23 protein-coding genes are annotated in these 18,950 nt (G+C 65.7%); 8 read left to right on the forward strand and 15 right to left on the reverse strand.

What is annotated here, in order from left to right; all coding sequences use genetic code 11:
* Window positions 1-34: 34 nt before the first annotated feature.
* From ygfZ to C446_RS13510, 4 genes are all read left to right on the forward strand, one after another.
* Window positions 35-1,147 (forward strand): CAF17-like 4Fe-4S cluster assembly/insertion protein YgfZ, encoded by a 1,113-nt coding sequence (gene ygfZ / locus C446_RS13495; protein ID WP_006673681.1) that lies wholly within the window; start codon window positions 35-37, stop codon window positions 1,145-1,147.
* 62 nt (window positions 1,148-1,209) lie between these two features.
* Complete coding sequence (locus C446_RS13500; RefSeq protein ID WP_006673682.1) at window positions 1,210-1,797, forward strand: hypothetical protein; 588 nt, start codon at window positions 1,210-1,212, stop codon at window positions 1,795-1,797.
* Between the two features lie 89 nt (window positions 1,798-1,886).
* Window positions 1,887-2,120 carry a hypothetical protein gene (locus C446_RS13505; protein WP_193363536.1) on the forward strand — a complete coding sequence of 78 codons (234 nt, stop codon included), beginning with the start codon at window positions 1,887-1,889 and terminating at the stop codon, window positions 2,118-2,120.
* Window positions 2,121-2,211: 91 nt separating this feature from the next.
* Entirely contained in the window at window positions 2,212-2,439 is a 228-nt protein-coding gene (locus tag C446_RS13510; RefSeq protein WP_049920238.1) for a hypothetical protein, read from the forward strand.
* 117 nt (window positions 2,440-2,556) lie between these two features.
* Here C446_RS13510 and C446_RS13515 read toward each other — a convergent pair whose 3' ends face one another.
* Complete coding sequence (locus C446_RS13515) at window positions 2,557-4,002, reverse strand: MATE family efflux transporter (protein WP_006673683.1); 1,446 nt, start codon at window positions 4,000-4,002, stop codon at window positions 2,557-2,559.
* 117 nt (window positions 4,003-4,119) lie between these two features.
* On the opposite strand from C446_RS13515, the gene C446_RS19130 reads away from it, so the two are divergent.
* Complete coding sequence (locus tag C446_RS19130; RefSeq protein ID WP_160162977.1) at window positions 4,120-4,272, forward strand: hypothetical protein; 153 nt, start codon at window positions 4,120-4,122, stop codon at window positions 4,270-4,272.
* Window positions 4,273-4,381: 109 nt separating this feature from the next.
* On the opposite strand, the gene C446_RS13520 is transcribed toward C446_RS19130, so the two are convergent.
* The 6 genes from C446_RS13520 to C446_RS13545 form a co-directional block, all read right to left on the reverse strand.
* On the reverse strand, window positions 4,382-5,473 hold the full coding sequence (locus tag C446_RS13520; protein WP_006673684.1) for a geranylgeranyl reductase family protein: 1,092 nt from the start codon (window positions 5,471-5,473) through the stop codon (window positions 4,382-4,384).
* Between the two features lie 69 nt (window positions 5,474-5,542).
* Window positions 5,543-6,172, reverse strand: a complete 630-nt coding sequence (locus C446_RS13525; protein WP_006673685.1) for a GTP-dependent dephospho-CoA kinase family protein — start codon at window positions 6,170-6,172, stop codon at window positions 5,543-5,545.
* Window positions 6,173-6,178: 6 nt separating this feature from the next.
* Window positions 6,179-6,376, reverse strand: coding sequence for a transcription elongation factor subunit Spt4 (gene spt4 / locus C446_RS13530; RefSeq protein ID WP_006673686.1), 198 nt, complete (start codon window positions 6,374-6,376; stop codon window positions 6,179-6,181).
* 2 nt (window positions 6,377-6,378) lie between these two features.
* Window positions 6,379-6,954, reverse strand: a complete 576-nt coding sequence (locus C446_RS13535) for a DNA-directed RNA polymerase (RefSeq protein ID WP_006673687.1) — start codon at window positions 6,952-6,954, stop codon at window positions 6,379-6,381.
* Between the two features lies 1 nt (window position 6,955).
* A complete protein-coding gene (locus C446_RS13540) occupies window positions 6,956-7,405 on the reverse strand; it encodes a PIN domain-containing protein (RefSeq protein ID WP_006673688.1) in 450 nt (149 codons plus the stop codon).
* A gap of 21 nt (window positions 7,406-7,426) precedes the next feature.
* Complete coding sequence (locus tag C446_RS13545) at window positions 7,427-8,662, reverse strand: translation initiation factor IF-2 subunit gamma (RefSeq protein ID WP_006673689.1); 1,236 nt, start codon at window positions 8,660-8,662, stop codon at window positions 7,427-7,429.
* A gap of 673 nt (window positions 8,663-9,335) precedes the next feature.
* Here C446_RS13545 and C446_RS13550 point away from each other — a divergent pair.
* Window positions 9,336-10,337 carry a DUF5787 family protein gene (locus C446_RS13550; protein WP_006673690.1) on the forward strand — a complete coding sequence of 334 codons (1,002 nt, stop codon included), beginning with the start codon at window positions 9,336-9,338 and terminating at the stop codon, window positions 10,335-10,337.
* A 12-nt stretch (window positions 10,338-10,349) separates the two neighbouring features.
* Here C446_RS13550 and C446_RS13555 read toward each other — a convergent pair whose 3' ends face one another.
* Both C446_RS13555 and C446_RS13560 read right to left on the reverse strand, forming a co-directional pair.
* Complete coding sequence (locus tag C446_RS13555) at window positions 10,350-11,174, reverse strand: MBL fold metallo-hydrolase (RefSeq protein ID WP_006673691.1); 825 nt, start codon at window positions 11,172-11,174, stop codon at window positions 10,350-10,352.
* 9 nt (window positions 11,175-11,183) lie between these two features.
* A complete protein-coding gene (locus tag C446_RS13560) occupies window positions 11,184-11,564 on the reverse strand; it encodes a hypothetical protein (RefSeq protein ID WP_006673692.1) in 381 nt (126 codons plus the stop codon).
* Between the two features lie 192 nt (window positions 11,565-11,756).
* On the opposite strand from C446_RS13560, the gene C446_RS13565 reads away from it, so the two are divergent.
* Window positions 11,757-12,161 carry a hypothetical protein gene (locus C446_RS13565; protein WP_006673693.1) on the forward strand — a complete coding sequence of 135 codons (405 nt, stop codon included), beginning with the start codon at window positions 11,757-11,759 and terminating at the stop codon, window positions 12,159-12,161.
* 38 nt (window positions 12,162-12,199) lie between these two features.
* On the opposite strand, the gene C446_RS13570 is transcribed toward C446_RS13565, so the two are convergent.
* On the reverse strand, window positions 12,200-12,607 hold the full coding sequence (locus C446_RS13570) for a DUF2237 family protein (protein WP_049920244.1): 408 nt from the start codon (window positions 12,605-12,607) through the stop codon (window positions 12,200-12,202).
* A gap of 296 nt (window positions 12,608-12,903) precedes the next feature.
* On the opposite strand from C446_RS13570, the gene C446_RS13575 reads away from it, so the two are divergent.
* Complete coding sequence (locus tag C446_RS13575) at window positions 12,904-13,308, forward strand: rhodanese-like domain-containing protein (protein WP_006673695.1); 405 nt, start codon at window positions 12,904-12,906, stop codon at window positions 13,306-13,308.
* A 146-nt stretch (window positions 13,309-13,454) separates the two neighbouring features.
* On the opposite strand, the gene yciH is transcribed toward C446_RS13575, so the two are convergent.
* From yciH to C446_RS13600, 5 genes are all read right to left on the reverse strand, one after another.
* Window positions 13,455-13,748 (reverse strand): stress response translation initiation inhibitor YciH, encoded by a 294-nt coding sequence (gene yciH, locus C446_RS13580; RefSeq protein WP_004217450.1) that lies wholly within the window; start codon window positions 13,746-13,748, stop codon window positions 13,455-13,457.
* Between the two features lie 84 nt (window positions 13,749-13,832).
* On the reverse strand, window positions 13,833-16,154 hold the full coding sequence (locus C446_RS13585) for a transglutaminase TgpA family protein (RefSeq protein WP_006673696.1): 2,322 nt from the start codon (window positions 16,152-16,154) through the stop codon (window positions 13,833-13,835).
* On the reverse strand, window positions 16,151-17,314 hold the full coding sequence (locus tag C446_RS13590; protein ID WP_049920239.1) for a DUF58 domain-containing protein: 1,164 nt from the start codon (window positions 17,312-17,314) through the stop codon (window positions 16,151-16,153). Before C446_RS13590 ends, C446_RS13585 begins: the two co-directional genes overlap by 4 nt.
* Before the next feature lie 9 nt (window positions 17,315-17,323).
* Entirely contained in the window at window positions 17,324-18,394 is a 1,071-nt protein-coding gene (locus C446_RS13595; protein WP_006673698.1) for an AAA family ATPase, read from the reverse strand.
* A 343-nt stretch (window positions 18,395-18,737) separates the two neighbouring features.
* Window positions 18,738-18,932: a cold-shock protein gene (locus C446_RS13600; protein WP_006673700.1), complete on the reverse strand. Its 195-nt coding sequence runs from the start codon at window positions 18,930-18,932 to the stop codon at window positions 18,738-18,740.
* Window positions 18,933-18,950 lie beyond the last annotated feature (18 nt).

Below are 18,950 nucleotides of genomic sequence, written 5' to 3' on the forward strand. Positions count from 1 at the left end.
AACGCCTGATACGCGCAGGCCCCTGAGTGGAGACATGAGCGTCATCGAGTCGATCCACGAGGACCACGGTGCCTCCTTCGACGAACGGGGCGAACACACCGTCGTCGATCACTACGGCCGTCCCGAGCGAACCCGGCGTGCGGTCCGCAACGGCGTCGGCCTGATCGAGATGGTCTACGGCGTGATCGTCGTCGAGGGTGACGACCGCCTCGAATACGTCGACAACGTCGTCTCGAACCGCGTCCCGAACGAGGACGGCCAGGGCTGTTACGCGCTCGTCCTCGAGCCACAGGGCGGGATCGAGGTCGAGCTGTACGTCTACAACGCCGGCGAACGGCTCCTGTTGTTCGTCCCGCCCGAGATGGCCGAGCCGCTGGCAGAGGAGTGGTCGGAGAAGGTCTTTATCCAGGACGTCGAGATTCGCGTCGCAACCGACGACTACGCGATCTTCGGGATTCACGGCCCGCAGGCGACCGAGAAAGTCGCGAGCGTCCTCAACGGGGCGGCCTCGCCCGAGGAGCGGCTGTCGTTCGTCCGCGGTTCGATGGGCGACGCCGGCGTCACCGTCGTGCGTACCGACGCGCTGACCGGTGAGGAAAGCTACGAGGTGATCTGTTCGGCCGCGGACGCCGAGGGGGTTTACGACGTGCTCCTGAACCAGGGACTCAACGCCGCCCCGTTTGGCTACCGGACGTGGGACGGGCTCTGTCTCGAGGCCGGCTCGCCGCTGTTCGAGACGGAACTCGAGGGCGAGATTCCGAACGTGCTCGGGTTGCGCAACGCTTTGGACTTCGAGAAGGGGTGTTACGTCGGCCAGGAGGTCGTCTCCCGCGTCGAGAACCGTGGACAGCCGAGCCGACAGTTGATCGGGCTGACGCTCTCTCCCGGGGAGCGGGAGGGCCACTCCCCGTCGATCCCCGACGCCGGCGCGGCCGTCTTCGACGGCGACGCCTCCGTCGGGGAAGTGACCCGAGCAGGCGAGAGCCCGCTGCTCGAGGACGTGATCGCGCTCGCGGTCGTCGACTACGGCCTCGAGAGCGACGACCTGACGGTTCGGGTCGGCGGCGAAGAGCTCCCGGCGACCCGGACGGAACTGCCGTTCTACGAGGGATCGGATCGGTCGGATCGGCTGCCGGCCTACGAGTGAACTGATCGACTCGAGTCGCCGAATCGAGCCATTTTATCACCGGTGCGGCCATCGTTCGGGCCGTGCGAACTCGATCGATTCGACTCCGGCTCGCTTCGGTGTGTGCCGGTCTCACCGTCTTCGTTCTCGCCGTCGACCTCTCGAGTACGAGCGCTACCGGACAGGTCCACGGACTCGACGGCGCGAGCGTCGCTACAAGCGCGTGGTATCTCGAGTCGCTTGCGGCCGCAGGGACGACGGCCGTGATCTGTGGGTGTCTGTTGCTCGTCGCCGAACCGGAGACGAGGACCGTCACCGACCGCGCCCTCGCTGATCCCGTCGTTTCGCTGCTGTTGGGGCTAAGTACCCTGGTCGCCGTCGTCGGTGCCGAACTCTTCGGCTTGCTTCCAGTCGTCGGAAGCGCGCTCGTCTGGCTGCTCCAGTTCGGGTACGGGGCTGCCCTGCTGATCGCTGCGGGAGTCGGGTTCCTCGCGGTCGGTCGACTCGCCGGCGAGGACTGGTGCGTCGCGTTCCCGGTCGCAGTCGTCGTCGCCGCGATTCTCCCCGCCGTGTCGCGGGGTGAGCTGGTCGTGCTCGTGATCGGGTTGCTCGGTGCGGGCGCGTTCGTCGTCCAGATCAGCCGCGGCGGCCGGCCCCTCTCGAGTCGGTAGTTCGGCCGGCGACGACCGTCGGAGTTCGAGTCGAACCGCCCGGAAGTCGCCGGGCCCACGCTGACAAGCCCACGCACTCGAACGGTGGTATGGCCCCGAGTACGACCATCGACGACGCCGACCTCGAGGAGTTGACCGACCGCGTCCGCACGCAGTCCGACGACGCTCCCGGCTCCGACACCGAGCGCGTGACGATCCGCTCGCTCGAGGCCGTCGACCCGGACACGCTGGCGACGCTGCGGGAAGCGTTCGAGACCGATACACCGACGACGGACCCTCCCGTGTTCGTACTCTCGTACCCTGTTGCACGCTTTCGAAATTAGGGCCAAAAACCAGATGATGTTGCAGGTTTCTCTGAACAGGGTTGGCTACTAATGCCCACATCCGGGTACCAAGCATCAACTAATTTTGCACATGCAACGGGCTATCTCGGAAGAAAACGCTGCCCGGCTCGCGGACGGCAGCGACGACCTGGAAGAGCTTACAGAACTCGAAGCCCATCTCGGCCGCTCGATCGAACCCCGTGAGGCGATGCCCGACGATACGATTTTGCTCCTGTCACCCGACGCCGTCGACGGCGCGGACCTGCTCGAGCCGGAGGGGATCGCTTGCGGGATCGTCGGGACCGAGAGCGGTCGCTAATCGGAGCCGTCGCGCCCGACCGACGGGGACGGTGACGGGGGCGGGGGCGGGGGCGGGGGCGGGGGCGGGGGCGGGGGNCCGCCGATTTCGTGTCTCGTCTTCGTACAGCGACGGTGCTCACCCCGACTCCGCCGACGGCCGATACTTCCGACTCACCGCCTTCCAGCGGCCGCGCCGGAACAGCCAGTAGTTGATCCCGCCGGGAACGTACGTCTCGAGCAGGAAGGCGAGATAGAGCCCGGCGACGTCGAGTGGCGTAACGAAGCCGAGCGCGGCCGCGGGAAGCGCGAAGACGTACCGGCCGACAAGCGAGGCGACGAACGGCAGTCGGGTATCGCCCGCGCCCAGCAACGCGCCAGCGGCAGTGCCGTCGAGCCCGAACCCGACGGCACTGATCGCACCGACGGCGACGAAGGCGGCGGCCTGGACGACCTCCTCGGGACCGGAGACGAACAGGCCGGCGATCGGCTCGGCGAAGACGACGACCACGGACGCGGCCGCGACGTAGATTACGACCGAGAGCCGAACGATCTCGGTCCCGTAAGCGCCGGCCTCGTCCTCGTCGTCCGCACCAAGTTGCTGGCCCACCAGCGAGCTCGCGGCAAGCCCCAGCCCCCAGTTGATGCTGTTGATGAGTGACCTGACCCGCCGTCCGACCTCGACCGCGGTGACGACGACCGGCCCGAACGCCGCGGCGATCCACAGCAAGGGAAACACGGTGATCCCCTGTGCGAGCCGGCGGCCGATCTCGGGTGCCGAAATTTCGACGAGCTGTTTCGCCAGTCCCAAGTCGAGCCACGGCCCCGACCGGGTGATCGGGACCGGGCTCGGCTCCATCCCCAATCGACCGTAGGAACGGCCGACCATCCCCCACGCGAGGACGACCGTAACGAACCCCGTCGAGAGGGTCGTTCCGAGCCCCGCGCCGGCGACGCCCATGTCGAAAGCAAAAATGAAGACCGCGCTGAGAACGACGTTCAACACCGCACCGCCCGCCCGGGCGACCATCTCCGTGAACGTGTCGCCGACGCCCGTATACGTGCGGCTGGCGATGAGGTTGAGGAGTTCGAAGAGGACGGCCGGAGCCACGTAGACGAGGTAGGTCGACCCGTGTTCGACCAACGCCGGATCGGAGTCGAACACCGCAATCAACGGCTCCGAAAACAGGAGAAAGGTCGCGACCAGCGGAAGCGCGATAGCCGTCGCGAGCAGAACGCTCTGGGTGACGACCAGCGACGCACGCTCGGTCTCCTCGCCGCCGTAGTTCTGCGAGACGAGACTGACCGTCCCACCGGCCAGCCCGAGCCCCAGCATCGTCACGATCTCCCAGTAGGCCAGCGCGAAGGCCATCCCACCCGTCCCCGCGATTCCGACGGCCATCCCGACCATCGCCAGGTCGGCCGTCTGCTTGGACATGATCGCGAACCCGGTGACGATCCGAGGCCAGGCCAGCTCCATCGTCGGGCGGAACCGCTCGCTCGAGATGATACGCAGGCGCTCGAGGGCGTCCGCAACGCGGTCCACCGCGGCCTCGGCTGGACTGGGACTCCGACCGTCCGTCATCGACCGTCCGTTTCCTCACGGCGGCCTTCGGTCTGTCGGCTCACACTCGAGCGAAGCCACGGAGTCGAACCGAGAGCGATCCACGATTGACAGCCTCCACCCGTCAGGGGGAAGAGAATGTCAATACTCCAAGCGATGTCGGATCGAGACCGGCGGTATCCCGCGCCAGGAATCAAATGTGAGGACGGTGGTGTCTACCTCGAGCAACAGACGTTCGAACGCACAGACCGAACCGTGCTGATCGACGAACGCGAGGAGGGCGACTCATGACAACCGACACCGTCGACGAAGCCGAACGACGCCTCGAGCAATTTGCCGAGACTCCGACCGCCTACGACGACCCGCTCGTCACGAGTAGCGAGTGCCGAGTGGCGCTTCGCTACCGGAACGCCCGGGAGACCATCGCCCGGACGTGGTCCCGCGAGAGGAGAGATGTCGGCCGGTCCATGTGGACGCCGATCTTCCCCGAGAGAGCACGCAGTCCGACCCGCTGGATCGGCTCCGGCAACGAGTAGGCTCGCCGGAGCCAGTGACCGATCGACTGTTCGCGCTCGAGGTCCGCGCGCCAGGCACGTTCGTATGCCGCGAGCGTCGTCGGTCGGTCGGGATCGATCTCGCGAGCGGCGTAGTCGGCCGCGGTCATCCCGTAGAGAATGCCGCCGCCGGTAAACGGCTTCGTCTGGGCGGCCGCGTCGCCGAGCAAGAACGCACGCCGAGTGGTCACTCGCGCCGGCGGTTCGATGGGGATCGCGCCCGAACAGCGGTGGGAAACGTCGATCTCGTAGCCGTCGATCAGTTCCTCGAAGTGTTTGGTGACCTGGACGCCCGGCGGGGCCGCCAGCCCGTACTCGACGCCGGCCTCACCCCGCGGGATACGCCACGCGAAGAACGTCGGCGCGGTCAGGTGGACGTCGACGAAGTCCTGGTGGTCCGCCTCGTCAGAGAACGCGAGCACCCCGTGGAGGAGTTCGTCGGGAGCCGGCAGATCGAGTTCGTCCCGTACCCGGGATCGCGGGCCGTCACAGCCCGCGAGCATCTTCGCCTCGAACGTGTGCGACTCGTCCGGACCGCTGGCGACGACTTCGACGCGGTCGCGGTGCTCGCGAACCTCGGTGACGGTGTGTTTCTCGCGGACGTCCGCGCCGGCCTCCCGTGCGAGAGCAGCGAGGTGTCGATCGAGGCCGACCCGATCGATGACGTTGGACGCGACCTCGTCCTTGTAGAACGGATAGGCATCGCTGCCGGGGCCCCCGACGTGAAACCGCGCGCCGTATATCTCGTTCTGAAAGAGCTCCGAGCGGGCGTTCGGGCCAGTAAACTCCCAGATATCGGTACTCACGTGACCCGAACAGGCGAGTGGCGTGCCGACCGTTCCCTTCTCGAGGGCGAGCACGTCGTACCCCGCCTCGGCGGCCCGCCGGGAGAACCGTGCGCCGGCGGGACCGACGCCGACGACGACGAAATCGTACATGTCAGTCACGTGTACGCGGGTCGATAAATATCCTATCGAACGGTGCGCTACAGAATCCCTGGCCTCGGTTCACTCGAGCAACGTCCAGAACCGCTCGCGGTCACCGTCGAACCGATCGAGCAGGTCCCGGATGTCGTCGCGGATTTCGTCGGTTACGCGAACGTGGACCATCCCCTCACCGGGTTGGCCGTAGACGACGCTCGCGCCGTCCGGCGCAGCGACGATCGCCGGCAAGGCCAGCAGATCCTCCTCGCCGTCGACGCGGATCGTCGTCGGCTCTCGTCGCTCGAGGGCTTCACAAAGGGCCCAGACGGCGTCTTCGGTGATTTCGGCTGGCGGGTTCACGGCCTCGAGGTTCGTACTCTCGGTGACGGCCTCGCGTATCTCCTCGTCGACGGTTTCGCGCTCGGTTCGCTCGTCGACGAGCGCGACGTCGGGTCGGCGGTCGGCCTCGAGCAGGTGGTAGGTGACGACGTCTCCGACCGCGATCAGCGTGTCGTCGACCTCGGCGAGCAAGGCATCAGGATCGGTTTCGATCGGGCCCAGCGGTTCTTTGAGCTCGCTCCGGAGATCGGTCGGCAACACGAGTAGCTGATCGGCCGGGTCCGAGACGGCGTCGGAATTCCCCGGACCGGAGACATCGGACGCGTTGCCGTCGCGATCACCGTTACCGCCGGCGTCGAAATCGTCGTCCGTCACGGCTGCTTAGCGGACTTTCAGCGCGTACGCGCCCGGTTCGGTGATCTGCATCTCCGTCGCGATCTCGCTGTCCTCGGGGTGGGCGATGACGACGTAGCCTGCCCAGTCTTCGGTTAGCGAGGAGGAGTTACACGCATCGCAGGTCTCGTTGTCCGGTTCGTTGACGCGGTGACACTCGCGACAGACGAGACGATCGGATGCCATAGTTATTCACCTTCGGTCGCGGTTGCTTCCCGCTTCTCGTGTTCTTGCTCGAGCCAGCCGTGTTTGCCCAGCCCGGGCTGTTTCGCGGTGAGCCCGATCTTCGAGTCACGCGGGTTGCGCTCGTCGATGCTCTTGGTAACGATACGGGCCCGGACAGCGTCGTCGACCGCAAGCGTCCGGTTGGACTCGTTGGAGGCGAGTTGCTGGTTTTCGCCGTCGAAGGCGAGATACTCGTCGCTGATCTGGGAGACGTGTAACAGCCCGTCGACCGGGCCGATACCGATGAACGCGCCGAACTCGACGACCTCGACGACAGTGCCGTCGACGACCTCCTGCATCTGGGGGTCGAAGGTGACGGCATCGAAGTCGGCCTCGTAGTAGACGCCGGGTTCGTTGGGCAGGACCGTCCCCTCACCGATGTCGTGGACTTCGGTGATGGAGACGACGCTTCCAACCTCTTCGTCCATACGTCCCTCGAGTTTGTCCTGCAGCAGTCGCTTCACGAGGTCCGGCGAGACGTCGCCGAGCTCCTCGGGCGGTACTTCTACCGTGTCCTTTAGTCTGACCCGTTTGTACATTCTATGGTTGAGTGATCGCTAACTTGTTTCTCCCGCGTAATGCAATTACCGGTACGTTCGCTTCTAGCACTCGGTCGCGCAGCGGGCGGTCGTTCGTGACGACGTAGTCGATCCCGCCCTCGCTGGCGAGTTCGACCAGGGCGTCGTCGGCGTACGATGCTTCCGTGTCGACGATGAGACAGCGCTCGGTGACGAGGTCGTGGCCGACGTTCGCGGCCGTCCCTTCGGTGCCTCCTTTCTCGGAGAGTCGACGCAACTCCTCGACGACGGCCTGGGGTGCCATCGGCTCGTAGCCCGCTGTTTGGGGCTGTTCACCGGTTGCCGTCTCCGGGCTGGCTCGTGTGCCCCCGAGGAGTCGCTCGAGTTCGTCGAACAGTCGCACGTCGAGTTCGACCGGCATCATCAGCGCGCTCGTATCGAGTGCGACCCGCGTTCGACCCTGCGTGCTCATTCGTCGTTGTCCGTCGTAGTGTTACTCCTTGAGCGTTCCGAGGCCGATCAGTCGCCAGCGTGCGCCGATCCGGCGATTGATCGCGATCTTCGCGCCGGGTTCGGCCGCGACGGGTCGTTTGAGATTGACCTCACACTCGCCTTCGCGGGCGCTGGTGACCGCGCCGACGGTCGTCGCCGTCCCGACGGTCATCATCAGCGGTTCGCCCGTGCTGATCTCCTCGATCTCGCCTTCCTCGCCGTCGGTGCCGACGACGCGCTCGAGCAGGTCGACGTCCATCGTAAAGCCGTCCCAGGTCGGCGGCAGCGAGCCTGCGGGGCCGGCCATCCGACCTGCAAGCGCGTCACCTTTGGTCAGCGACGGATCGAGGCCGGTTCCGACGCCCAGCAGACCACCGGGAGTCGCGGCATCGACATCCTCGCCGCCGGCCTGCAGCGACCGGATCGTCGTCTCGATCGGGACGTACTCGCTTTGACCACCTTCCTCGACCTCGCGGCCGGGCCGGATCTCGATCTCCTGGCCGACCTCGAGTTCGCCCTGGACGAGGCTGCCGCCGAGAACGCCGCCGGCGAGTTCGTCGGCCGTCGTCCCGGGCTTGTTGATGTCGAAGCTCCGGGCGACGTGCATCAGCGGGTCGTCTTCGGGGTCCCGCTCCGGGGTGGGAATCTCCTCCTCGATCGCCTGCATCAGCAGGTCGAGGTTGACTTCCTGGCCCGCCGAAATCGGGACGACGGGGGCGTCTTCGGCGACGGTCCCCTCGACGAACTCCTGGATTTCCTCGTAGTTCTGCCGAGCCTGATCGCTGCCGACGAGGTCGACCTTGTTCTGAGCGATGACGATGTTGTCGATGCCGATGATATCGAGCGCCATCAGATGCTCTTCGGTCTGGGGCTGGGGAACGGGTTCGTTGGCGCTGATGACCAGCACTGCCCCGTCCATCAACGACGCACCGGACAGCATCGTCGCCATCAGAGTCTCGTGACCAGGGGCGTCGACGAACGATACGGTCCGCAGCGGCTCACTCGGCGAGCCGTCCGGACACTCCTCGGCGACGGTGTAACACTCGGGCTCCTCGAGGCCCTCGCAGTGACGGAACGTAGCGTCCGCGTAACCGAGCCTGATGGAGATGCCGCGTTTCATCTCCTCGCTGTGCTGGTCGGTCCACGAACCGCTCAACGCTTGGACCAGCGTGGTCTTGCCGTGGTCGACGTGACCGACGAGCCCGATGTTCACCTCCGGTTGTTGATTTCCTGCCATAAGACGATGAGTAATCTTGGGAATAGCTTCCCTCGTGCGCTTGATAAACCTACTGTTCTGCAGGCGGTCCAAGCGGGGGTCGGACCCGCAACCTCTCACCCGTCCGGACGGACTCGAGACGAGCGTAGGCGGTTCGTCTCGGCCCGGTTTCGTCCCCTCATCTCTCGAACGTCGGGTGCCACGAAACCACGAAACGACGTGAACGCCCGCAGTCGGACATCGGCAAGACCGACGCCGAATGCTGGAGCCGACGGTTGTCGGACTACGGCTCGAGGATAAATTCGTCCTTGAGCAACTCGTAGTTCTGGAGGTACCGATGTGAAGTACCCCGGGGTCAAGTGGTTCGAGAGGCTTCGCGTCTCGTCATCACGGAAGACAACGTCTTCCGCACGACCCCGAGGCACTCTCGCTGTATCTCTGTAGAACGTCTCGCTTCGAGCGGCGACCGCATCGTCGATGTCGTCCCAGTCGCCGGCCCGAACGTAACAACCTGATCCGTGAGGAGGCGCAAGGAGATACCAGAGAGCCTCCTCTATCAGTAATAGCGAGTGGTTCTGAGCCGATCAAAAGTTCACGGATTCCATCGCGGGATTCGACCACCGCGGTGGCGAATGGACTCGCGTGACGGTCCGCTTTTGGTCGTTCGCCACCTCGAGTCCGGCGTGACCTTGCCGTGAGCGAGTTCGCGTTCGAACTCGAGCTGTGTGCCCACCTTGAGGCCCGTCGGGAGGCGCTCGTCGCCCGGCAACTCGGTGCGAGCGTCGCCGATCCGGGCGGCCGAATCCTCGACGTCGTTTGCCTCGAGCAAGGACCCGAGTTCGAGGACCGAACCGCGATCGCGAGCGAGACGATTCCGGACGCGGCCATCGCCGCCGACGTCGGTCCGGGACGCGCACGCTACTGGAAAGACGCCTTCGCCGAGTGCCACCCCGACCGCGCCCGCCGTGCGATGGATCGAGCCTGCGAGATCGGCTTCTTCGAACGCGAACGCCGGAACGGCCGCGAGTACGTCCGACAAGTCAGTCGCTATCCCGACTGGTACGATCGTATCGTCGGCATCGAGAACAAACCCGACCTCGAGCGACCCGGCGACCTGGAGTCACAGCTCCGGACCGACGCCAGCCTCGGGCTCGTCGACGAGGTCGTCCTCGCGACGGAGAGTTACGTCACACGGGCGCACCTGAACCGTATTCCCGAGGAAGTCGGGGTCTGGCGCGTCCACCGCGACGGCGCGAACACCGACGACTCGAGCGACACGGGGCTCGATCTCGAGGTGATCCGCGAACCGGCCACACTGGCAGTCGACGAACCGGGGATCGAACCTCTCGAGTCCCATCCCGGGCGGACGGACGTGGCCGTTGTCTCTCCGGACGCGAAAGCGCGTGCTCGGCGTCGCATCGCGGAGCGAGCCTACGGCAAGGGGTGGCGAACGTACGAGTTTCCGGGGTGTGGGACCTGCAGCACGAAACGAGCCGAGAACGCAACCCTGCCACACTGTGAGTGGCACGGACGGCTCGTCGACGCCACCCTCGAGTGTGGGCCATCGTGTCCGGAATACGAGTCCGAGTCGGCTCCGGAAGTCGATCTCGAGGGCGAACGCGACCGGGAGACGGCGTGGCAGGCGGAGCCGGACGGCAGGCAGCGACGGCAGTCGGGACTGGATCGGTTCCAGTAAATCCAGTGACCCTTACAAGACGTACTCTTCCCCGTCGACCGCCAGCGGCTCCTCGAAAGCTTCCTCGACCGGATAGTAGTGTGCGGCATGCACCAGCCGCGTCCGGTCGGCGTTCAGGTCGTCGGCCAGCGCGAGCGCGCCCTCTCGAGTCATGTGTTTGTGGCCGAACGTCCGAGGGACGCCGTCGGCGTCCTCGTGGCGGCCGCCCGCGGGGTGATACTCGCAGAAGTGAGCAGGCACGATGGCGTCGGCGATCAGGAGGTCCGGATCGACCAACACTTCCCGAGACTGGTCGGGAATGGCGTAGCTCGTATCGCCGGATATCGACAGCTTCGCGCCGGTTTCGCGATCTTCAATCGCGACCCCATAACACAGCAACGGCGGGTGCTCGACCGGCACCAGCGTCACGTCGAACCCGCAGGTCCGAACGGGGTCGAGCGGTGTCGTGGCGTGGACCTCGAGCGCCGAGAGGTAGTGGTAGTCCTCGGCGACCGTTTCGGCGACGCTCTGGCCGGTCTGGGGATCGGTCTCGCCGGAGGCATAGACTGTCAGCGAGTCGAGGACGCGGAAGACGTTGCCCAGCCCGTCGAGATGATCGAAGTGAACGTGCGTGACGACGCCGGCGTCGGGCGGCGCGACATCGTCGCGGAGAAACTGGTACCGGAAGTCCGGGCTGAAGTCGATCAGCAGAGCCTCGTCAGTGCGCTCGTTCTCGACGTGGATGGAGAACCGGGTACGCTCGAGCCCGCGCTCACGGGCGGCCTCGCAGGTCTCACAGTCACAGCCGACGGTCGGCGTCCCGGTCGTGTCGCCGGTGCCAAGCAGCGTAACCCGCATCGATACGGCTCAGACGTACGAGACGCCCTCCTCGAGCGCCTCTTCGACGAGTGGGTGGTCCTGCTGGTTCTCGTCCTCGAAGCGGTCGGCCGGGAGCACGTAGACCTCGACGACGAGTTCGTGTTCGATGCCGACCGTCTTGCCGAGACCCTCGAGTCGTTGCTCACGCTCCTCGAGCGTGGGCCCGTCGTCGACGTCGTCGTCCTCGAGAACGACGAGAAATTCGATCGACGAGTGAACGCCGCGGTCGTCGCCCCGCGTGGCATCACCGAACGCAACGAGTCGGCGGATCGAGTCGCCGTGCTCGCTTCGTGCGCGCTCGGCGAACGCTGTGGCAGCGTCACCGTCGTCGCCCTCGTCCGCCTGCTCGAGTCGTGTCTCCTCTCTCATCGTCACCCAATTCGTAGTCGACCCGTAAGGACGTTGCTACTGGCGGGTTGTGGGACGTTGTTCATCGGACGCTCGCCTTGGGTGCTGGACGCTCCGCGAGAGAGTGTCTACGGGCACTGGCTGGACCTTCGTCGCGAAGTGATGTGGAACGAATATTGTTCAGGGAGGCACTGTTTACTCAGAGTTACGTAGATGTACGAAATCGATACGAACGGCGGCGAGAGTCTAAAGATCGGTGCCAGCCTCTCTCTCGCAGTGCTCCTGTGGTATCTCCTACTCGTGGGACTCCGCTCACTGTTTGCCGGTGAGCTTACGGGTCCATACGAAGGACCGTTCTTCGTCGCCCTCTACGGCAGCGTTCCGCTCGTCGCAGGCTGGGCTGGATTTACGGATAAAACGCTTCTCACCCCCGCTGTCGTCGCACTCGTCCCACTGGCAGTCCTCCTTACAGTTGGACTGGTCGGCACCGTACTCGAGCCACTCGGCGGCGAACAGGAGCCGTACGCTCCCCTGCTTGCCTCTCTGTTTGCCTCCCAACTCGTGGCCAGCGTCCTACTCAGCGGAATCGGATACGGGATCGGATCGTATCTCGGGTGATCTCCGCTCGAGTCCGAACTGACGTGTTCTGTACCGATTTATTCGAGTTCGTCGTTATCACCGGGTTCGTACTCGTACTCCCGGAGCAGATCCGGCTCCACGTCACGCAACACCGCCTCGTGGGTCGCCTCGAGCACGACCGGCGGCGCACAGCCGGCTTCTTCGGCCTCGATCCAGCGGCCGAGACAGAGACACCAGCGATCACCCGGCTCGAGGCCGGGAAAGTCGAACTCGGGTTTGGAGGAGACGAGGTCGTTCCCCTGGGCCCGGCTGAACTCGAGGAACTCCGCGGTCATCACGGCACAGATTTCGTGGCGGCCCCGATCCGACTCGACGCGACGGCAACAGCCGTCCCGCAGATAGCCGGTCATGGGGTCGGTGCTACAGGGCTGGAGTTCGGTTCCGTAGACGTTTCGGTCGCCCCGATCGTCCCGTTCGTTCCGGATTGGGGGTTCGTCATCGGTCCCGCTCGTGTCGTTCTCGTTCCCGTTCCCGTTCCCGTTCTCGTTCCCGTTCGTCCCGGTCGTTTCGGTTTCCCCGTTCGACTCGCCACTGCGAGCGTTCCCGTCACGGTCGGCCCGCTCCCCCGACTCGTCCGACATACCCTCGGTATCGAACCCCGAAGGCGAAAAGAGTGGTGCTGGGGTATCGTGTTGCCGGCATTTCATACGGTCCCGACGCGTCCGTCACACCCGTGATCTTATTCCGGCCCGGTGCCAACCCGCGACCGAGACGGAGAGATATGGACGGCGAAATTTCACCCGACGACGTCAAGGACCTCCTCGAGAACGACGACGATGACGATGACGACGACACCGACACCGACGTTCGGATCGTCGACATTCGCGACGAACGGAACTTTCGGAGGAGTCACATCCCAGGCAGCGAAAACGTCCCGTTTCACGAACTCACGGGTCGCGTCGACGAGTTCGCGGACGCCGACCACATCGTCACCGTCTGTCCCCACGGCGAGGCCAGCGTCCAGGCCGCGCGACTGATCGGCTCTTACGAGGGCATCGGCGACGCTCGCGTCGAGAGCATGGCCGGCGGCCTCGAGAAGTACGGGCTGAAGTTCGGGCTCGCCCGCGAGGACGACGACGGGCGAGGAGACGACGAGGGACCGACGGATGTCGGGTCACCGTTCTGACGCCGGTCCTTCGATTCACCGATCCGGGTCGAGGGAAGAGAACGGTACTGCGAGCCAGTCGCGTAGCTCGCGAGCACGGAAAGGCGGTGAGAAGACGATGCGGCGGACCGCCGCGGATTCGGAAGTCGTCTCAGATCATCGCGGGCTCATGCGACGTTGAAGCCGCGGTCCCGAAGGAACTCTTCGATGCGGCCGGTGTGGTTGCCCTGTAGTTCGATCTGGCCGTCTTCGACTGTGCCACCACAGGCGAATTTGGACTTGAGATCCGACGAGAGACTGTCCAGATCGACGTCCTTCGGATCGAATCCTTCGACGATCGTTACCTCTTTACCGTATCTGCGCTCGTCAATGCGGATGTTGAGTTGCTGTTGCCCCTTGGCCACGTCCTCGCAGACGCAGAGTTCCTCGGGGAGCCCGCACGTCGAGCAGACTTCCGACATTACGTTCGTCCGTACGAAATGACCATATTAAACACTATCGGGACCCGCATGCCGTCTGGTGGTTCTTTTTTAGGGGTCGATAGGTCAATTTCCGTCACGACGGACGATTGGCAGGCGATTCCGGGTGATTTCGTCGACGATTTCGATCGTCTCGTCGGCTTCCGCGCGGTCGACGCCGGAGCCGTACACCGCCCGTTCGTACCGCTCGAGGACGCGTTCGACCCGCGGATCGAGGTCCGCGTTCTGGCGCTCGAGGGCTGTCACGTAGCTTCGGGCCGACTCGGCTGCTCCTCGCGGCCGATGGTCGCGTGCGAGCGCGCCCTCGAGACGGTGGAACGCGCGCTCGGCGTCCCGGTCGGGGTCGTCACTGGGGCGTTGCCAGTAGAGCCCGATCAGTTGGCGAGCCTGCACAGTCGCGCCCGTCCGGTGAACCCCTGCGAGGAGGCCGGCGAAGAGGACGGACGCGACGACGACGAGTTCCCGCGTGATCGGAACGGGAGTGGTGAGTCCGTCGTCGGCAGTGGTCGGAGCGCTCCCGTTTGGATCGTCGCCGGTGTCCGACGATCCGGGTTCGTCGGCTTCGGGAGCCGTCTCGTTCTCCGCGGACGGATCGTCTTCCCCGGCTTCTCCGGGGGCATCGGTACCGTCGGGATTGTGGGCCGGCGCGTCGGGGTCGTCGTCGCCGTCGGTCTCGTCTTCGTCGTCCGCGTCGGGGGTGTCCTCTATCCCGGTTTGAATCGCTTCGTCCTCGATACGTTCCTCCTGTGCGTCGAGGAGGCGTTCGCTGTGTTCTGCCTCGCGGGGCTGTGGCGGCGTCGGCTCGAACTCGACCCAGCCGTGGTCGGGGAAGTACACCCCGACCCAGGCGTGGGCATCGGTGCCGCGGACGACGTACTCGTCGTCGGAAATCTGCTCGCCGCTCGTGTACCCGGTCACGTACCTCGCCGGGATTCCCTCCGCACGGAGCATCTGCGTCATCGTCGTCGCGAAGTAGACGCAGTACCCTTCGTCCATCTCGAGCAGGAACTCCTCGGCGGCGTCGCCTTCGGGCTGGTCGACCTCCAGGGAGTAGTCCTTCGAGGTGCGGAGATACCGTTCGATCGCGACGGCAGTCTCGAACGGCGTTTCCGTCCTCTCGGTTACTTCAGCGGTCCGCGCTTCGAACTCCCCGGAGATACTCTCCGGCATCTGGAGGTAGTGCTCCTCGATCTCCTCGGGGTAGTCCGTGCCGGCGTCGTGTAACGCGATCGGTGCGGGCTCGACGACGGCGCTTTCGACCGCGTACGTGTCGCCTTCGATCAGCGTCGTTGCCGGCCGTATCTGCCCGTGGGCCGACACTTCGGTGTAGTCGCCGATCCCGCCCTCGACCTCGAGTGGGTGTGCCGCGGCGGGCATGACGCCCAGTTCCGTCCGGACGGTGACGGTCTGTCGCATCGTCTCCGTCGCTCCCGCCGGCTTCTCGAGGGCACGCTCCGCGTACGGTTGGGACTGGCCGGTCCGGACCCACTCGTCGCCGGTGTACCGGTCGTAGACCCCGGTTCGCCAGTAGGCCTCCTCGTCGGCCTCGACGACGAACCGAATTTCCGGCGAGAGGTCGACCTCGCCGGCGATCCCCGACCGCTCGGAGGCCGAGTCGATCGTCGCCTCGAGCGTGCCGTCGCTCGCGCCGGCGGTCGTCGGGTTTGCCGTCCCTGCGCCTCCAGGAACGAACGTCACCGACAGTGAGAGGGCGACGATGATCGCAAACAGCACCGCGATGGCGTCGGCCTGCGCGACCGAGCCGCCTCGTCGCTCGAGGTCGCCGAAGGCGACGGCTCCGAGCGCGGCGAGGACGCCGAGCAACGTCACGGCGGAGCCAGCATCGCCGGTCAAGACCAGAAAGAGCAACGCGAACCCGCCGGGAACGACGCTCAACCCGTACCGACCCCGAACGGCGAGATACCACGAGAGAAAGACCGGTCCGGGTGCGAACGCGAGCGTCCAGACCCCTGCTTCGACGACCCGGAGCAACTCGAGGCCGGTCGCGAGCGTCACGGCGTCGGCGACGATCGATTCCCCAGCCGAGAAGACGACCGCCGCGCCGACGCCGCTTCGCTCGAAGTAGTAGATGAACCCCGTGACGGCGACCAGGGCGGTGAGAACGAGCGCCGTTCCCGGTCGGATCAGCCGGGCGAGAATCGTCGCCGCGAGCAGGGTCGCGACGACAAGCGCTAGCAGCGTCCGGGTCCCGCCGACGACCTGGGTGACGTTTTGTAATACGCTCACGTACGCAGTTGTCAGGAGCAACACGCACCCGAGCGCGAGGACGCGGAAGGCATCGGGACCGATCGTCCCGTCAGCCTCGAGCGAGAGTGTTCGATCGCGGTCGCCGCGACCGAGCGTCGGCCACCGTGAACCGGCACTCATCCGACCACCCCCGATCCGGATCGTGAACGGATCCCCTCGACGATCGTGTCCGTGCCGCCGGCACTCCGGAGGGTGGAGCGTTGCACGTCGTCGATATCGACGAGCCGCTGGAACGGAATCGTTCGACCGTCGACGACGACTCTCGTCCCCTCGTCGTCCGCGACGACGAGCACGTCGGCGTCGGCGTTGGCATCGGTCTCCGGCGGTCGATGCGATCGATCGTCGGCCTCGAGAACCGAAAGCGACCGCAGGAGAGTCAGGCGGTGCTCCCGTCCCGCATCGGGCTGGTAGCACCTGTCGGAATCAGCACCGAGTTGGAGACCGACCCGCAACTCCGACTCGAGGAGGTACTCGATCACGCTGGCGGCGGCCGTCGCGAGTTCGTCGGCGGAACCGTGCTCGAAGTCTACAGCGATGGTGACGGCGTCGTCGTGTGTCGGCGTCGCGTACTCCGTGACGACGAGTTCGTCGTCTGGACGCTTGGCGGCCGATTTCCAGTGGACGTCCCGCAGCGAGTCGCCCCGACGGTACTCCCGCAGGTGATCGAACTCGTCGCGGTCCGCCTGGGAGGTGGCAACACCGGGCGCGCCGCCCGCCGACTCGACGAGTGCGCGGAACTCACGAACGCCGTCGCCCCGCAGCGAGATCGGACGAGGATAGACGTTCACGCGGCCCCTCGTGCCATCTCCCGCTCCGTACTCGAACCGGCGCGCGACGAGGCCGAACGTATCCTGAACGATGACAGAGAGCGGACCGACCTCGTGAACGCCACGCTCGAGGAGCGACAACTCGTACTCGACTCTCGTCTCGCCGGACTCGAGGGCCGTCTCCGTGAAGAACGCGTCGCGTCCCGTCCCGGACCCACCTTCGTCGACGACCGCGACGCCGTCGCCGGCGGCGTCACGGATCGTCACCGGCACCGACCGGTCGGACTCGAGAACGATCGTGACCGTCCGGCTGGCACCGACGGGCCCGTCCGCGATCGGCTGTCGCTGTACCCCTGGCGGATCGAGCCGTATCGCCGCGACTGTCGCTGCGACGAGAACGACGGCAAGCGGCGTGACGACGGCGTCCAGGGCCCGCGGCCCGTACCGCAGGCTCATCGCAACCGAGAAGGCGATCACCGCAAGCGCCGTCCACCCTCTACGTGTGGGTCTCATGTGCCGTTCTCAGGGATCGATCGGAACCCGCTCGAGCGCCTCGGCGACGATAGCGTCGCCATCGCCGTCGCGGTCGCGGTCGCGCTCGCGGTCGGCAGTCTCGATCCGGTGGCCCAACACCGTCGGAGCCTCCGTCTGAACGTCGTCGGGGACGACGTACTCCCGGTCGTCGAGGACGGCACGGGCCTGGGCCGCCTGCAACAGCGATATCGTCCCCCGCGGGCTGGCTCCGATACGGGCGTGCTCGCGGGTGTAACCGACCAGACGCGTCGCGTACTCCCTGATCGGCTCCTCGACCCGGACGTTCGCGACCGTCTCGCGGGCCCGAACCAGCGCCTCGCGGTCGGTCACCGGCTCGAGGGACTCGATTGGATGACGACCGACGGTTCGGCCGAGCAGTTCGGCCTCCTCCGCCGGGTCGGGGTAGCCGAGCCGGAGTTTCTTCATAAAACGGTCGAGTTCCGCGAACGGGAGTTCGTAGGTCCGGTCGCGTTCGACTGCGTTTTGCGTTGCGATGACGGTAAACGGGTCCGGCAGTGGTCGGGTCTCGCCGTCGACGGTCACCTGTTCTTCCTCCATCGCTTCCAGCAGCGCGGACTGGGTCTTCGGCGGCGCACGGTTGATCTCGTCGCCGAGCACGACGTTGCCAAAGACTGGGCCGGGCTGGAACTCGAACTCGCGAGTCTGCTGGTTGAAGACGTTGACCCCGGTGACATCGGTCGGCAGGAGATCAGGGGTAAACTGGATTCGACGGAAGTCACAGTCGACCGAGGTCGCGATCGACCGCGCAAGCATCGTCTTGCCGACGCCGGGCACGTCCTCGAGGAGGACGTGTCCCCGAGCCAGCAGCGCCACGACGGCGTGTTCGATCGCCTCCTGGTGGCCGACGATCACCCGCGAGACGTTGTCGACGACGTCGTTACAGAGCGTCGCAACCGCAGAGACCGGCAGCGTTTCGGGCCGGTCGGCGGCGGTCGCACTCGGGCTCGAGGTGGTGTTCTCTTCCGGTGCCGTGTTGGGTTTCGAGTTTGGATTCGAGTCCGAGTTGGAGTCCGTGTCCGTGTTCGGCCTCTCAGTCATAGCTCGAGTGACAACGGGACGTGCTGAACGCGAACGGAGTAGCGACCTGGCGACGTTCCATGGGTGTTTATCACATCTCAGGGACAGCGGGGCATATGCTTTGTGTCGAATTTATTACCTCTGTCCGATCGTCCGGGCCGCTCCCTACCGGGTTGCGCCGGGGCTCCCGGCGGCGGTAGCGGCCCCACTGGGTCACCGCGGCAGTCGGCACCGATCGCCCGTTCGTCTCCCGGGCTTCTCGGCGGACAGACTACTCTCTCGGTCGGTTCGGTTACGGGACGGCAGGACGAAGCAGTCGCTGCGAACGGTTGCAATCGGAAAACGATACACCTGACCGAACAGCTTACAGCCGTTCGAGATTCGTCGCGCGCGGGCCTTTATCGGCCTGCTCGATCTCGAATTCGACTTCCTGCCCTTCTTCGAGGTCGGGACCGCCAACGTCCTCCATGTGGAAGAAAACGTCCTCGTCCGCGTCCTCAGTCTCGATGAAACCGTAGCCGCCAGTATCGTTGAAGAATGCGACCGTACCTTGCGCCATTGCAACTCTACAAAACCA

Origin of the sequence: Halobiforma nitratireducens JCM 10879 (assembly GCF_000337895.1) — an archaeon.
Lineage (GTDB): Archaea > Halobacteriota > Halobacteria > Halobacteriales > Natrialbaceae > Natronobacterium > Natronobacterium nitratireducens.